Raw genomic sequence first — 15,236 nt, forward strand, 5'->3', positions numbered from 1 at the left:
ATCATCGGCGAAGTGAGTGATGCGGAGTCGGTCCAGCACTTCGCGCCGCTGCTCGACCGGGTTCCTGAACGCCCCACCCTGGCCACCCTCATCCGCAAGCACGGGGTGGAAGGCGGCGACAGCCTCGAGATCGAACTACTCGACAAGTTCCAGAACAAACAGCGGTTCTCGCTGGCCCCCTTCGCCGATGTCGATCCCGATGCCTACATCAAGATCATGTTCCTCAGCGGTCCCGTCGACCTGGAATTCCCAGATCTCGAGCCTGGTGCAGTCCTTCTGAAGGAGTACCTGGTCGCCGGCCCTGAGGACTGAACATTCGAGCGGCACGCTCGAAGACACCCCGGGCAGCCGAATCTCGACCCGCTACCCGAGGTTGAACCGACATGGATCAGCCCAGGGGTTCGCGCCCCGGGCTGACCTGTCTTCCGGCGATTATCCACAGACCGGCTATCCTCCGATCTCCGCGCCGTGTACCGGCTTACGGTTACGCGGGGCGATCAGCCCCCGATCAGTTCCGAGACGGTGACGAAGCGGTAACCCTGGGCACGCAGATCCTCGACGATCCGCGGAATGGCGGCAAGGGATTCGGCGGCGTTGCCGTACATGACGTGCAACAGGATGACCGAGCCGGGGCGGGTCTCCCGGACGGCCTGCTCGGCGATGGTGGCGGCCTTCGCGGTGACACCGGAGTCCGGCTCGACGTCCCACATGACCGTGGTGCGGTCGTGGTCGGACAGATACTTGGGCAGGAACCAGAGCTTCTTGCCGTAGGGCGGGCGGAAGGTGATCGAGCCCTGGTAGCCGGCGGCTCGGATCGCGGTGTCGGTCTTCTCGACCTCCTCGCGCACGACGCCGGGCGAGACGAAGACCATGCGGCGATGCGTATAGGTGTGGTTGCCGAGTTCGTGGCCCGCCTCGACGATGGAACGCGCGTGCTCGGGCCGGGCGTCGATGTCACGGCCGTTGAGGTAGAAGGTGGCGGGGACGTCCAGGTCCGCCAGTACGCGCAGCACCTCGGGGGTGCGGTCGCTCGGTCCGTCGTCGAGGGTGAGCGCGACGACCTTCTGCGGGGTGTCGACGCGGTCCACGAGCTCCCCTGCCAGCTGATAGGAACGCGCGCTGATCAACTGGTATCCGCCGACCGTGACCAGCAGGACGACTACCAGGCCGACGGCGGTGCCTATCCATCCACTGCGACGCATCAGGCCATCGAAGCACACCTCGGCAACCGGCGCACGCCCCCGCGAACGACGACAGCGCCCGGCCCACACGGGACACAGGCGCTGTCACGCAACGAGATTCAGAAGTTGATCATGTGTCCGGCCAGGCCGTGGATGGCCTCCTGCAGCGCCTCGCTCAGCGTCGGGTGCGTGTGCACGTTGCGGGCGAGTTCGTTGACGGTGAGGTCCCACTTCTGGGCCAGCGTCAGCTCCGGCAGCAGCTCGGAGACGTCGGGGCCGATGAGGTGACCGCCGAGCAGTTCGCCGTAGCGGTTGTCGGCGATCAGCTTGACGAAGCCGTTGGGGTCGCCCAGGCCGTGCGCCTTGCCGTTGGCGGTGAACGGGAAGGTCGCGACCTTCACGTCGTAGCCCTCGGCGCGGGCCTGCTCCTCGGTGAGGCCGAAGCTGGCCACCTGCGGCTGGCAGAAGGTGGCGCGCGGCATCATCCGGTAGTCGCCGAAAGCCATCGTCTCCGCGCCCGCGATGGTCTCGGCGGCGACCACGCCCATCGCCTCGGCCACGTGCGCGAGCTGCAGCTTCGCGGTGACGTCACCGATGGCGTAGATGTGCCCCACATTGGTGCGCATGTAGTCGTCGATGGCGATGGCGCCGCGCTCGGTCAGCGCCACCCCGGTGTTCTCCAGACCGAAGCCCTCCACACGCGGGGCGAAGCCGACCGCCTGCAGCACCTTGTCGACGGTGACGGTCTCGACCGCGCCGGACTTGTTGTCCTTGATCGCGACGGTGACCTTCGAACCGTCGTCATCGATGGACTGCACGGCCGCACCGGTGGTGATGGTGATGCCGAGCTTCTTGTAGGCCTTGGTGATCTCCTTGGAGATGTCGGCGTCCTCGTTCGGCAGCGCGCGGTCGAGGAACTCCACGATCCGCACGTCCACGCCGTAGTTCTTCAGGACGTAGCCGAACTCCATGCCGATCGCGCCCGCACCCACGATGAGGATGGAGCCGGGCAGGTCACGGGTGAGGATCTGCTCCTCGTAGGTCACCACGTTCTTGCTCAGCGAGGTGCCCGGCAGCAGCTTGGTGACGGTGCCGGTGGCGATGATGGCGTTGTCGAAGGTGATCGACTCCGTCCCGCCCTTGGTCAGATCGACCGACAGGGTGTTCGCGTCGGTGAAGCTGCCCGTCCCGTCGTATTCGTCGATCTTGTTCTTCTTCATCAGGAAGTGGACGCCCTTGACCCGGCCGTCGGCGACCTTGCGGCTACGGTCGAACGCCGCGCCGAAGTCGAAGCTGACGTCGCCGGAGATTCCGAACGTCTTGGCTTCCTTGTGGAAGATATGGGCCAGCTCCGCATTGCGCAGCAGCGCCTTCGACGGGATGCAGCCCACGTTCAGGCACACACCACCCCAGTATTTCTGCTCGACAATCGCTGTTCGCAGGCCGAGTTGAGCGGCGCGGATCGCGGCGACGTACCCGCCGGGACCAGCACCGAGAACGACGACATCGTAGTGGGAAGTCACGGCATCGAGCCTAACTCCGCCGCCCGGAGTTCACCCACCGCGCCCCCGCATCGGTGAGATGCCGGACACAGCGCACGGCCCGGACGAGCACGCCACGAACGAAAGCGCCGGACGCGACTCATTTGACATTGCTATCAATGCGCCGGACAGCCTGCCCAGACCTCCCCGGCGACGCGGCGGAAATTGCCGCCGAAGACCGCGTCCAGGTCATCGGGACCGAAGCCGCGCCCGGCAAGCACCTCGTCCAGCCCGGGCGCCTCCCGTGGGCCGATCAGGTCCTCCGGCGCGATCCACTGCAGCGGGCCCCAACGGGTGTAGACCTCGGAGAACGCGCCGGGATTACCGAACAGCTCGGCGTTGAAGTCCTCGGCGTCGAACGAGTGGTCCGAGCCGATGCCGATGTGCTCGATGCCGAGCAGTTCGGCGCCGTACTCGATCTGATCCGCCATCGCCTCGATCCGTTCGGCGCGCTGACCGGGCCCGTTCACGCCGAGGAAGATGCCCACGCCGTTGACACCGACGACACCACCGGTTCGCGCGCACGCGCGGGCCTGCTCGTCGGTGATATTGCGCGGATGCTCCCACAGCGCGGCGAAATTCGAATGGCTGTAGATCATCGGGACGCGCGTGTGCTCGGCCAGCTCCAGGCCGGTGCGGCGGGAACAGTGCGAGCCGTCGGCGAAGACCCCTGCCTCGTTGAGCGCGCGCACCAGGTCGATCCCATATCGCGTGAGGCCGGTGTCGACGGCGTCGAGACAGCCGCCGCCCGCGGCGTTGGCGTGGTTGTAGGCGGGCAGCAAGGAGCGCACACCCAAGTCGCGAAAGCGCGCGACATTGTCCAGATCGCCGCCGAGCGGGCCTGCGTCCTCGAGGTCGAAGGCCAGCGCGATGCGGTCCGGTTGCTCGGCATCGGCGACCGCGGCCACATCGTCGAGACTGTGTACCAGCCGGAATCGGCCGTCCGCACCCGCCGCGCTGCGGAAGGCGTGCAGCAGTTCGAGAGTGTCGGCGGTCGACTGCCGGGAGTAGCCGACATTGACCGACAGGTACGAGCCGAGCGGATAACGGGCCAGTTCGGCGATGTCGGCGCGCGGCGACAACGGCAGGCAGCAGTGCTGTTCCCAGAGGAAGGGCGCCAACGCCAGGACTCCTGTTCGCTCGTGTGGAGTTCGATCCTATTGAGCCGCAGCGGTTGTCCCGCGCGGGCGCGGGCGAACACCGGGCATCCTTCGCGCCCGGCGCGCGGCTCGCATCGGCCGACCGCGCACACACCCGGCGATCGGCTCGGAGACAATGTGGGCATGAGCGGCGTGGAGCACAACGTAACCGACCCGTATTTGTGGCTCGAGGAAGTGACCGACGAGCGCGCTTTGGACTGGGCCAGAGCCCACAACGAGGTGGTCGCGCGGCGCTTCGCGGCCACCGACCGGTTCGGCGGGCTCGAACAGCGCATTCTCGACATGCTCGACACCGACACCAAGATCGCCTACCCGGGCCGGCGCGGCCGGTGGCTGTACAACTTCTGGCGCGACGCCGACCATCCGCGTGGACTGTGGCGGCGCACCACCTTCGAGGAGTACGCGCGTCCCGCACCACAGTGGGACGTGCTCATCGACTTGGACGCCTTGGCCGAGGCCGAGGACGAGAACTGGGTGTGGGGCGGGGCGGCCGTGCTGCGCCCCCAGCAACATCGCGCGTTGATCAGCCTGTCCCGCGGCGGCGCGGACGCCAAGGTGGTGCGGGAATTCGACATCGAGACCCGGCGGTTCATCCCGGCCGAGGAGGGCGGTTACGTCCTGCCCGAGGCCAAGTCCGAGATCCGCTGGATCGATATCGACCAGGTGTACGTCGGCACCGACTTCGGGCCAGGGTCGCTGACCGATTCGGGCTACCCTCGCATCGCCAAGCGCTGGACGCGCGGCACCGACCTGGCGCAGGCCGACGTGGTCTTCGAGGGCGAGCCCGGTGACGTCGCGGTGTCGGCGGGCTACGACCGCACCCCCGGCTACGAGCGGCATTTCGTCGGCCGCGCCACCGACTTCTTCAACGAAGAGGTCTACCTGATCGACCCCGACGGCACCCCGCGACTGCTGGACGTGCCGACCGATGCCAGCGAATCCTGGTACAAGGACTGGCTGCTGGTGCGACTGCGCTCGCCGTGGGAGGTCGGCGGGCGGACCTACCCGACCGGCGCGCTGCTGGCCACCGACTTCGAGCGCTTCCTCGCCGGGGAACGCGATTTCCAGGTGCTGTTCACCCCCGACGCCCACACCTCCCTGCACGGCTACGGCTGGACCGAGAACTACCTGCTGCTGATCACCCTGCAGGACGTGCAGACCAAGTTGCACGTGCTCACCCCGGGCCACTGGACGATCGAACCGCTGGCCGACGCCCCGCCGATGGCCACCACCAGCGTCATCAACCTCGACCCGCTCGAGGGCGGCGACGAGTTCATGCTCACCACAAGCGGTTTCACGACCCCGGCGACCCTGTTGTCCGGGTCGGTGGGCGGGCCGACCGCCACGTTGAAACAGGAACCGCAGTTCTTCGACGCCGAGGGCATCGAGACCGAGCAGTTCTTCGCCACCTCCGACGACGGGACGCGGGTTCCCTACTTCGTGATCCGCCACCGCGACCACCGCGGCACGCCGGGACCCACGGTGATGTCGGGCTACGGCGGCTTCGAGGTCTCCCGCACCCCCGCCTACAGCGGCGCGTCCGGCATGGGCTGGCTCGAACGCGGCGGCACCTGGGTGATGGCCAATATCCGCGGCGGCGGCGAATACGGCCCCGAGTGGCACACGTCCGCGCAAAAGGAGCACCGGCATCGGGTCTACGAGGACTTCGCGGCCGTCGCACGGGATCTGGTGGCGCGCGGCATCACCACGCCCGGGCAACTCGGCGCTGTCGGCGGCAGCAACGGTGGCCTGCTCATGGGCGTCATGCTCACCCGCTACCCGGAACTGTTCGGCGCCATCGTCTGCCAGGTGCCGCTGCTGGACATGAAGCGTTACCACCTGCTGTTGGCGGGCGCGTCCTGGATGGCCGAGTACGGCGACCCGGACAAGCCGGAGGAATGGGCCTACATCAGCGAGTACTCGCCGTATCAGAACGTGCGGGCCGACGCCGAGTACCCGCCGATCCTGCTCACCACCTCCACCCGCGACGACCGCGTGCACCCCGGCCACGCCCGCAAGATGGCCGCGCTGCTCGAGGAGCAGGGCCACACCTTCTGGTACCACGAGAACATCGAGGGCGGGCACGGCGGCGCGGCCGACAACAAGCAGATGGCATTCCAGGCGGCGCTGATCTACGAGTTCTTCACCCAGATGCTCATGGGCGGCTGACCGATCAGCGATCGCGCAGCCACTTCTCGATCCGGTCGACGGTGTCGGCCGGGTCGGGAATCCAGCCGTTGTGCCCCAGCCGCTTCGGCTCGTGCCAGGTGGTGACCTCGGCCTCGGGCATCTTGGCCAGCAGATGCCGTGCCGATGTCGGCGGGGTCAACTCGTCGCCCTCCATGGTCACCGACAGGATCGGCAGTTTCAGCCGGGAAATGCGCTCCTCGTAGTCGATGTCGGCGCCGACCGGGACGAACCGGCCGGTGCGCGACAGCCGCGCCCAGTCCGAGATCAGCACCTTCGACTGCGGGCCGAAGCCGCCCACGTCGATCTTGTGTCCCGGCCAGAAGCCGACCAGAGTCGCGGTGAGCGTGGCCGCGGTGGTGCCGAACAACAGGCCGGGACCGGCCAGTCCGCGGTAGCCGCGGTAGTAGGGGGTACCGGAGGCGATCAGGATGAGCCCGCCGAGCCTGCCGCGCACCCGCGCCGCGTACATCACCGACAGTTGCCCGCCCATGCTGTGGCCGAGCAGATAGGGAGTGCTGTCGGGGAATTCCTCACGCACCACGCCGAAGATCGCCGGGAAATCGACCGAGACCAGTTCGTGGTAGCCGTAGGTGCTCGCGGGGCCGGGGCGGGGCCTGCTGTCGCCGTTGCCGCGTAGTTCACCGATGGCGACGTCGAATCCGCGCGCCGCGAGCTGACGGGCGAAATATTCGTAGTAGGCGCCGGGCACGCCCAGGCCCGGCATGATCACGATCACCGGGCGGGGCGTATCGAGGGTGACCGGATGCCGATGACTGCCCTCGGCCGGGATCAGCCGCACCGGAATGCTGCTGCCGTCCGGCATCTGGATGGGAACGGTCCGCATTCGCGCAGGGTACTCCCGTCCGCGCGGGTCCGGAGCGCGTTGCGGCTCAGGCGCGCACGGCCCCCATGATGACCCGGCTGAGCACCCCGATCACATCGTCGAGGGGCGGGCGCGGATCCGCTCCGCTCCACGAATCGACCACGTAGTTGACCGCGCCGATGATCGCCAGCACGCGCATCTCGTAGTCACCGGGCGGGATCTCCCCCTGCAGGGCCGCGTCCTCGGTCGCGCTCGCCAGTAGCGCGCCCCACATGCGACGTAGATCGAGACGGAACTTCTCCACCTTCGGTCCGGCGCCGACCACTTCGACCAGCGCGACCCGGGCCTTGCGCGGATCGGAGCCGATGGTCTCGATGTAGGCGCGCACCGCCGCGTCGAGCCGCTGCAGCGCGGTGGCCGAAGCATTGCCCTCCAGGGCGGTGGTCACCGCGTCGCGCGACTCCCGGTCGATCTGCTCGTACAGCTCGAGCAGCAGGGATTCGCGGCCGGTGAACTCCTCGTAGAACTGCCGCGAGGACAATCCGGCGTCCTTGCAGATGGCGCCCACCGAACTGTTGGCGTAGCCGTCGCGCGCGAAAACCGTCAGTCCTGATTCCAGAAAACGCGCACGCCGCTGGCGTTGCCGGTCCTCTACGGGTTGCCCGGCATACATTCGTCCCGTATTCGCATCCTGTGACATTGGGCCAGACAATACCGAAGGGCCCGATCCCCTCGTCATGGATCGGGCCCTTCGTTCCAACGTCCGACTCACCGCGCGTTAGCCGAAAGTTGTCTCGCACCGGCTGATCGGTCATCGGGTGACTTCTCGTCCGGCAAGGATGGACAGTTGCCGCCGCACGATCCGGGGCGGGCAGCAGACTTCCCGACCAAGCGGCAGCGACCGAGCGGTGCGACGAATCGTCACCACCTGTTTGCCGAGGGGGACGATACCGACTGCCCCGCGACCGGGAAAGACTTAGCCGAAGTTTTCTAGAATTTTTTCAACCGCGGCCATCCGCGCGTCATCGGCATGGACGGCGGGCGAATCGGGCGGCCGGGCCCTAATGTCGACCTATGAGGGCTCTCCGATGCTGACCGCGCTCTTGTACGGACTCGGCGCCGCGATGCCGCTGCTGATCGGAGCGGCTGTCGGACTGCGCTGGACACTGCCGAAAGCGGGACTGGGCGCGCTCATGGCGTTCGGCGCGGGCACCATGATCGCCGCGGTCTCCACGGAGCTGTTCGAGCCCGCTTTCCGCCGGACCGGCGTGTGGATCTCGGGTGCCGCGTTGTTGCTGGGCGCCGGCTTCTACGTGCTGGCCGATCGGCTGATCGAGACGAAACTCGGCCCGGCGACCATCGGCTGGGCGCTGTTGCTCGGCGCCGTGCTCGACGGCATACCGGAGAGCACCGCGCTCGGCGTCTCCCTCGGTCCCGGTACCGGGATCGCGCTGCTGGTCGCCATCGCCGTCGGCAATGTGCCCGAGGCGATCGGTGGCGCGGCACTGATGCGCGAGCGCTCGCAGAACTCCACCACCACCGTTCTGTTGTTCTGGGCCGCCATCACCGCCGCGCTGGTCGCGGTGACGGTGCTGGGACATGCGCTCTCCGAATCGATCACCGGAACCCAAGTCGCCGCCGTGCAGGCTTTCGCCGGCGGCGCGACCATCGCGGTGCTGGCCGATTCGCTGATGCCCGAGGCCTATCGGGAAGGCGGTTGGTGGATCGGAATGGCCACCGCCGCCGGATTTCTGGTCTCGTTCGTGCTGGCGGATTGAATGGACACGCCGATGCGCAGTTCCCCCGCGGGTAGCGGTATCGACGCCCGTGGAATACGCTTTCGCGCGGAGCAGACCGCCGCATGGAGGAAAGATTGACCACTCCGAGTAGGCCGGAGGACGGTGCGGACGGAACCGATGTTCGGCGCACGGTGTCTCTGACGCAACTTGTCCATCTGATGGCCGAATACCTGAAACTCGGCGCACACCGGCAGACATTTCTCGCCGCGCCCATCAGTGACACGTTCGTGCGCGGTTGCGGAATCGTCGCCGCCTGCCTCGGCGCGGTCGCCGTCATGACCGCCGCCGTCGGCGCGGTCGGGGGCGGCGTGGCGGTGGGCGTGGTCGCCATGGTGCCCGCGGGTCTCGCGCTCTACCGCGGTCACCTGAACAATCGAAACCGCGCCGCCCGCCTCGATATTTTCGACCACGGCATGACCGTCTACCGAAAAGGCGAACGGGTAGCCGGATTCCGGTGGGACACCGCCGAAGTTCGCCAGCAGGTGATCCCCTTCCAGAACACCGCGCACGTCGAATACGCCCTGGAGATGTCCGGCCCCGACGGCTCCCGGGCCCGTTTCGACGAGACCCAATTCGCCGAAGGCCGGGAATGGGCCCGGGCCATCCAATCCGCGATCACCGCCACCCAATTGCCCGCCGCCGTCACCACCATCGACGAAGGCGACACCGCGCATTTCGGCGACATCGCCCTCAATCTCGACGCGCTGATCTTCGCCGGAAAATCCTACTCCTGGGATCACATCCAGCTCATCGATGCCCGTAGCGGACTGGTCCGCATCAAATACGACGGCCGCTGGATTTCGCTGGTCCCGGTCGGCACCATCCCGAATTTCTACATCTTCAACGAACTCGCCGAGCGACTCCGCCTGCCCGCCACGGCCTGAGCCGAATCAGGCACTCGTTCACCGGCCGCACCTTGCTCCGGCGGTCAGCCGGGGCGTCCGCCGGAGGACGCTCCGGCGGAACGGGCTCCGGCGATCGCGGGCGCCACCCAGGTGTCGAGATAGGCGCGCAGCGTGGCGCCCCGGCGCGGCGGGCGGCCGGGATCGACGACGAACGACTGGACGATGCGCAGCATGTGTTCGACCAGTTCGTCCAGGCGCGCCCCGTCGAAACCGGCCCGATCCCAGTCGACGGCGAAACGGCCGAGGACGGCGCGGCCGAACGCGAGCGCGGCGTCGGAAGTGACCGCGGCGGAAAAGGTCCCAGCACGGCCGGGGGTGAGGAGCAAGCTCAGGTAGCGGTCCTCGGGCAGGGATTCGAGGGTGTAGGCGATGCCCTCCACGACGGCGCGGGCCGGGTCGGTGATGCGGTCCAGATGCGCGGCGAGAACATCGAGGAACCGGCCGGTCTCGGCCAGTGCGGTCGCGGCGAGCAGCGCGTCGGCGTTGGCGAAGTAGCGGTACACGGTCTGCCGGGTGACGCCGAGGTCGCGGGCGATCTCGGCCATCGTGAACTCTCCGCCGGTGCGCTCGATCGCCGCGCGGGCGGCGGCGAGGATGCGGTCGACGGCTTCGGCGTCGTCGGCCGGCGCCGTTCCCGACCATCCGTGTGTGCGCATCGGCCCTCCCGCGGAATCATTGTCCGCCGAGCCTATCGAGCGCGGGAGCCGACCGATGCCGCGGCCGGTCCGGCCGGTTCCCCGAATCTTGACCATACACTTTGATAGATATGTATGGTCGAGACATGACGATGCCTGAGTCCGCCACCGCCGGACCGACCGAGGACCTGACCCGCCGAGCGCTGCGCCTGGTGCTCGACCGCACCACCGAGCTGGCCGACGCCCCGCTGCGGGTGCCGCTGCACTACTACCGAGATCCGAAGCTCACCGAGGTCGAGGAGTCCCAGATCCTGCGCCGGACCCCCTTGGCCGTCATGCCCAGCGCCCGCATCCCCGAACTCGACGACTACGTCGTGCGCAGCGTGCTCGGCGATTCCCTGCTGATCACCCGGGACCGCACCGGAGCCGCGCACGTGTTCCTGAACTACTGCCGTCACCGCGGCGCGCAACCGGCCTGCGGCGCGGGCAAGGCCGCGCGCTTCACCTGCCCCTATCACGCCTGGACCTACAAGAACACCGGCGAGCTGGCGGGCGTGCCGGGCAAGAAGGGGTTCACCGGGATGGACCGCGCCGACTACGGGCTGGTGGAACTACCGAGCCAGGAGCGGCACGGCTTCATCTGGGCGGTGCTGACCGCGGATGCCACGATCGACGTCGACGCCCACCTCGGCGCGATGGGACCGGAACTGGCGCAACTCGATTACGCCTCCTACGGCTACCACGACGACCGCGAGTTCGTCTCCGAGGTCAGCTGGAAGGGCGCGCTGGAAGCCTTCGCCGAGAGCTACCACTTCCCTTTCGTGCACGGCGAGAGCCTGATCGGGCAGAACACCGTGGCCGACACCTCCACCCACGACGCCTTCGGCCGCCACCACCGGATGGGCTTCCCGTTCACCTGGATCACCGCCCTCGACACCGACCCGGGCGGCTCCTGGGACCCGCTGGCGAACATGGGCGTCATCTATTGGATCTATCCGAACCTGGTGCTGGCCAACAGCCCCGTCGGTGTCGAGGTCCTCGACATGCTGCCCGCGGGCGAACCGACTCGCTGCACTGTCCGGCACAGCTGGATGGCCAGGATTCCGGCGACCACCGACGAGCAACGCGCCGTGTACGACGAGATCTACCGCCAGGTGCACGCCGCGGTGCGCGACGAGGACTTCGCGATGCTTCCCCAGTGCGGTGAAGGCGTGCGGCGCGGACAACACGACCACATGATCATCGGCCGCAACGAGATCGGCGTCCAGCACATGATCAAGACCTTCGCCGCCGAACTCGGCGTCCCGCTCGGCTGATCGCTCGGCCGGAGCGGTCCGTCGGCACACCGGGCCCGCCTACGCCCCGATGCCGCGCGCACAGCCCGAAGAACGTCGCCGTTCCGCCACTGACACCCGCCGGACGATCGACGTCGAGACCGCCGAATCGATCAGGCGGGGACAGGCAGGACGTAGGCACGGGCGAACCAGTGGTCGACTTCGGCCGAGTGCAGGTATCCGGCGACTGCTTCTGTCGGCGCGGGGCGCGAATGCCACGGTCAGGGATTGGGGGTCCAGCCGCGAACACAGGGAATCGTGGCCGTGGGAACGACCAATGTGCATGCCAGGGTGAGGGCTCTGGTCGCTGTCCCGAAATGCTCCACGCTCGGTGCCAGGATCGTCGCAGCGCGGATCTTGTGGGCGCTGTCGATGATGAGCGTGGTGGGCATGAACGTGTCCTCGTCGATGTGGAGGACATGGGTGACGTTGAAGCCGTGTGCCGCGGCGAGTTCGACGAGCGTGTGGCGGTCGTTGTCGGGTGAGGTGCTGACGGTGAGGTTCAGCAACCCGAGCGCGATGGTGTCCATTCGTCCCCTTCGATCCGGCCACGGTCCCGGAAGTACTGGTAGTCGTTCCTGCTGACGATGTTCGCGGCGACCTTGGTGGAGCACTGCCAGGAACAGCCACTGTGGAGCAGCAGCGCGTTCGCGGCGTGTTCGGGTGATCGCGTGGGCCAGCGCGGGTTGTCGTGGCGGCTCTCGTCGGTGCGGGCCGGGCGATTGCGCACACTGGGTGCATGCTCGAGCGGGATGACCGCGCCGACGTGCGACGACGGCGGAGTGTCAGTGACCACGGCGTTCCCCTCCGATGCCGTGCGGCCGGTCCAAATAGACGGGCAGGGATTTGGTGGCCGTGGGAAATGAAGCTGGGCATCGGTTTCAACTCACTCGCATCGACAGCGAGGGTCAGATCGGGGAAGCGCCCGAACAGGGCGGGCAATGCTTCGATGGCTTCGAGGCGGGCCAGGGGTGCGCCGAGGCAGTAGTGAGGCCCGTAGCCGAAGGACAGGTGTTCGGTGTCCGGGCGGGCGGGGTCGAAGGCGTCCGGATCGTGGTGGCGTGGGTTGCGGTTGGCGGCGGCGAGCGCGGCGATGATCGCCTCACCGGCCTCGATCCGCTCGCCTGCGATGTCGATATCGGTGACCGCGTAGCGCAGCGGCAGGTTCGCCACCGGCGGCGCGAACCGCAACGTTTCCTCGATCAGCTGCGACCACCCGACGGTGCCGACCCGCAGCTGCCCCAGCAGTTCGGGCCGGGTCAGCATCTGGTGAACGGCCTGGTCGATGAGGTTGACGGTGGTCTCGTAGCCGGCAGTGATCACCAACAGCAAGGTGTGGACGAGTTCGTCCTCGCTGAGACGATCATCGGTGTCGCGGTGGCTGACGAGCAGGCTGGTCATGTCCTCCCCCGGCTCGGCGCGACGGCACGCTACCAGCGTGGTCAGGAGGCCGACCAGTTCGGTGAAGGTAGCCTGCGGGTCACGCTGAGGAGTGGTGGAGAAGATCTCGTCGACACACACCCGCAACCGTGGCTGGAGGTCGGCGGGCACGCCCATCAGGGCGGTGATCACCCGCAAAGGCACTTGTGCGGCGTAGTCCTCGCGCAGGTCGATCACCGCCCCGTCGGGCCGGGCGGCGAGATCGTCGAGCAGCCTGCGGATGATCATCCTGATCTGCGGGCGCAAGGCGGTGACACGGCGGGCGGTGAACGCAGGGCCGACGAGTTTGCGCAGACGTTGATGGTCTTTGCCATAGGCGGTGAACATGTTGCGCACCGACACCCACGTGATCAACGGCCAGTCCGGGGGCACCTCACCGGAGCGGAATGCGGGCCAATGCTGGTGGGCGTCCTTGGATACCCGCCAATCGGTGAACAGGTCCTTGCACACATCGGGGTCGGTGACCGCCCACGCGTGGATATCGCCGGGCAGCACCGCCCGGACCAACGGCCCTCGGTCACGCAGGGCGATGGCCTCGCCGGGGATGTCGGTGCCGGTGACATCCAGTACGACAGGAGCAGCAGCGGAAGGAGAGGCAGGGGCGGGTTGCATATCGGTCATGAGGGGATTTCCTGACTTTCAGCGGTCGGCCGGAACGGACAATGACGCACAGGGGTGAAAACGACGGGTAGCGCTTCCAGGGACCGGTGGAACGGTCCCGGCCGCCACCTCAACCTTTCGGCGGGCACCGCGAGTTCGACCTCGGGCAGGGCATCGAGGAGCTGGTCGATCGCGTCTCCGGCGATCAGTTCGGCCAGGGTCCGCGCGGGGCAACGGTGTGGACCGGCGCCGAGTCCCAGATGGGATTCGTTTCCGAAGATGTTGCCGCCCACCACGGCCGGGTCGTTGTTACACGCTGCCAGGCTGATCACGATCGGCTGATGCGCCGGCACCCATACCTTTCCGTCGACAAGTTGCGGTCGCCGCGGATAGGACATGCAGAAGTTCGCCAACGGCGGGTCACGGAACAACACATGCGTGAGCGCGTCACGGGTGGTGACCTCACCGCCGACGACCCTGCCGCCGAAGTCCGGGCGCGTCATCATCAACGACACCGTGTTGACGATCAGGTTCGTCAACGGCTCACTCGTCGCCGCATACAGTGTGAACAGCTGGTGGACGAGTTCCGCATCATTCAGGCCGACACGATGAGCGATAAGCCAGGAAGTGACGTCCTTGCCAGGCCGGGCGCGTTTACGGGCGACGAGTTCGGCCAACGCTCCCACCGCCAGCTGGTTACCCGCTGCGGCATCGGCGGTCGTGTCGAACATCATCGCCATACCGGCGGCGGTCTGCTCGCTGATGTCGGGGTCGCAACCGATCAGTTCGCTGATCACCTCGAACACCAACGGCAACGCGTACTCGCCGAGCAGATCTGCGCGACCTCTACCGCCGAACCCGTCGATCAACCCCACGGCGCTGCGTTCGACCACCGCGTGCAGAGCGATCAAATCCACACGGCCCAGAGCATCCATGTTGGCCACCCGATACCGTGCGTGTTCGATGCCACTGCTGCGCAGTGCATTCGGACGCTTCTGCATCATCGGCAGGATCGGGCACTCGGCCGGGATGCCACGCTGCCAGAGGGTGGGATCGGCTGGAAAATGCTCGGGATCGTTCAGGATCGCCAGTGCGGTCCAGTAGCCGATCACCAACGTCGCCGGGACACCGGGAGCCAGCCAGACCGGCACCAGCGACCCGAACCGCTCACGCATCCACGCGTACACGGTGTGTGGGTCGGCGGCGAAGTCGTCGGTGTAAAGCGGAAAACGAAACTCACTTTCGGTGTCGACCGGCGAGCCATATCCAGTCGGGCATTGAGAAACGTCGCATTGTGCTGCGGGCAAGAAGATTCCCCTGTCGAGTACGTTCTTACAATGGGCGGCAGGTTTATCCGCCCGTGGCAGGCGAGGCCAGCGTGTAGGCTGGCCTATCCATGTCGGTCGGCCCCAATTCGTGTCGAGAGGACATCCCGTCGAGGCCGACTGTGCGGGCCGGTATCGACGCAGTGAGGCCGTAGCGGACATGGAACGAAACCCCCGGACTTTTGCGGTGAGTCGGATGGCTGCTCCCGGCAGCGAGGACATAACCGTCTGCCCGCTGCCGGGAGTACGCTGTAGTCAACCGTTCGCAGCGTTCGCCGACCAGCGCGTCAGCTGGTCACTATT

At 67.3% G+C, this 15,236-nt stretch carries 14 protein-coding genes and 1 pseudogene; 5 read left to right on the forward strand and 10 right to left on the reverse strand.

From position 1 onward, the window contains the following. Positions 1-12: 12 nt before the first annotated feature. Complete coding sequence (locus tag NS3_RS00125) at positions 13-312, forward strand: hypothetical protein (protein ID WP_157101083.1); 300 nt, start codon at positions 13-15, stop codon at positions 310-312. A 185-nt stretch (positions 313-497) separates the two neighbouring features. Here the strand turns inward: NS3_RS00125 and NS3_RS00130 are convergent, their stop codons facing one another. The 3 genes from NS3_RS00130 to NS3_RS00140 all read right to left on the reverse strand — a co-directional run bounded on the left by NS3_RS00130 (position 498) and on the right by NS3_RS00140 (position 3,843). Beyond that, on the reverse strand, positions 498-1,202 hold the full coding sequence (locus tag NS3_RS00130) for a polysaccharide deacetylase family protein (protein WP_067852029.1): 705 nt from the start codon (positions 1,200-1,202) through the stop codon (positions 498-500). A 98-nt stretch (positions 1,203-1,300) separates the two neighbouring features. Continuing rightward, the gene (lpdA, locus tag NS3_RS00135; RefSeq protein WP_067852031.1) at positions 1,301-2,704 is read right to left on the reverse strand and encodes a dihydrolipoyl dehydrogenase; all 1,404 of its coding nucleotides are present in this window, start codon (positions 2,702-2,704) and stop codon (positions 1,301-1,303) included. 134 nt (positions 2,705-2,838) lie between these two features. Further along, positions 2,839-3,843: a dipeptidase gene (locus NS3_RS00140; RefSeq protein WP_067852033.1), complete on the reverse strand. Its 1,005-nt coding sequence runs from the start codon at positions 3,841-3,843 to the stop codon at positions 2,839-2,841. Between the two features lie 162 nt (positions 3,844-4,005). Here NS3_RS00140 and NS3_RS00145 point away from each other — a divergent pair, with 162 nt between their 5' ends. Beyond that, the gene (locus NS3_RS00145; protein WP_067852035.1) at positions 4,006-6,051 is read left to right on the forward strand and encodes a prolyl oligopeptidase family serine peptidase; all 2,046 of its coding nucleotides are present in this window, start codon (positions 4,006-4,008) and stop codon (positions 6,049-6,051) included. Positions 6,052-6,055: 4 nt separating this feature from the next. Here NS3_RS00145 and NS3_RS00150 read toward each other — a convergent pair whose 3' ends face one another. Then, positions 6,056-6,916, reverse strand: a complete 861-nt coding sequence (locus NS3_RS00150; protein ID WP_067852037.1) for an alpha/beta hydrolase family protein — start codon at positions 6,914-6,916, stop codon at positions 6,056-6,058. 46 nt (positions 6,917-6,962) lie between these two features. Next, positions 6,963-7,595: a TetR/AcrR family transcriptional regulator gene (locus NS3_RS00155; protein ID WP_245649365.1), complete on the reverse strand. Its 633-nt coding sequence runs from the start codon at positions 7,593-7,595 to the stop codon at positions 6,963-6,965. A 388-nt stretch (positions 7,596-7,983) separates the two neighbouring features. On the opposite strand from NS3_RS00155, the gene NS3_RS00160 reads away from it, so the two are divergent. Continuing rightward, positions 7,984-8,673 (forward strand): ZIP family metal transporter, encoded by a 690-nt coding sequence (locus tag NS3_RS00160; RefSeq protein WP_067852703.1) that lies wholly within the window; start codon positions 7,984-7,986, stop codon positions 8,671-8,673. 152 nt (positions 8,674-8,825) lie between these two features. Then, positions 8,826-9,578 (forward strand): DUF6585 family protein, encoded by a 753-nt coding sequence (locus NS3_RS00165; RefSeq protein ID WP_245649367.1) that lies wholly within the window; start codon positions 8,826-8,828, stop codon positions 9,576-9,578. Between the two features lie 44 nt (positions 9,579-9,622). Here the strand turns inward: NS3_RS00165 and NS3_RS00170 are convergent, their stop codons facing one another. After that, positions 9,623-10,255 carry a TetR family transcriptional regulator gene (locus tag NS3_RS00170; RefSeq protein WP_067852705.1) on the reverse strand — a complete coding sequence of 211 codons (633 nt, stop codon included), beginning with the start codon at positions 10,253-10,255 and terminating at the stop codon, positions 9,623-9,625. A 125-nt stretch (positions 10,256-10,380) separates the two neighbouring features. On the opposite strand from NS3_RS00170, the gene NS3_RS00175 reads away from it, so the two are divergent. Then, positions 10,381-11,550 carry an aromatic ring-hydroxylating oxygenase subunit alpha gene (locus NS3_RS00175; protein ID WP_067852044.1) on the forward strand — a complete coding sequence of 390 codons (1,170 nt, stop codon included), beginning with the start codon at positions 10,381-10,383 and terminating at the stop codon, positions 11,548-11,550. A gap of 239 nt (positions 11,551-11,789) precedes the next feature. Here the strand turns inward: NS3_RS00175 and NS3_RS29845 are convergent, their stop codons facing one another. From NS3_RS29845 to NS3_RS00195, 4 genes and pseudogenes are all read right to left on the reverse strand, one after another. Further along, entirely contained in the window at positions 11,790-12,098 is a 309-nt protein-coding gene (locus tag NS3_RS29845; RefSeq protein ID WP_067852046.1) for a hypothetical protein, read from the reverse strand. After that, positions 12,071-12,364 carry a hypothetical protein gene (locus NS3_RS29850; protein WP_067852048.1) on the reverse strand — a complete coding sequence of 98 codons (294 nt, stop codon included), beginning with the start codon at positions 12,362-12,364 and terminating at the stop codon, positions 12,071-12,073. The genes NS3_RS29845 and NS3_RS29850 overlap by 28 nt, the downstream gene beginning before the upstream one ends. A 182-nt stretch (positions 12,365-12,546) precedes the next feature. Next, a pseudogene (locus NS3_RS29855) lies at positions 12,547-13,629 on the reverse strand (cytochrome P450); the annotation flags it as partial. Further along, on the reverse strand, positions 13,626-15,095 hold the full coding sequence (locus NS3_RS00195; protein ID WP_245649368.1) for a cytochrome P450: 1,470 nt from the start codon (positions 15,093-15,095) through the stop codon (positions 13,626-13,628). The pseudogene NS3_RS29855 and the gene NS3_RS00195, both read right to left, overlap by 4 nt. Between the last annotated feature and the right edge of the window lie 141 nt (positions 15,096-15,236).

The sequence above is a fragment of the Nocardia shimofusensis NBRC 100134 genome, from assembly GCF_001613125.1.
GTDB lineage: Bacteria > Actinomycetota > Actinomycetes > Mycobacteriales > Mycobacteriaceae > Nocardia > Nocardia shimofusensis.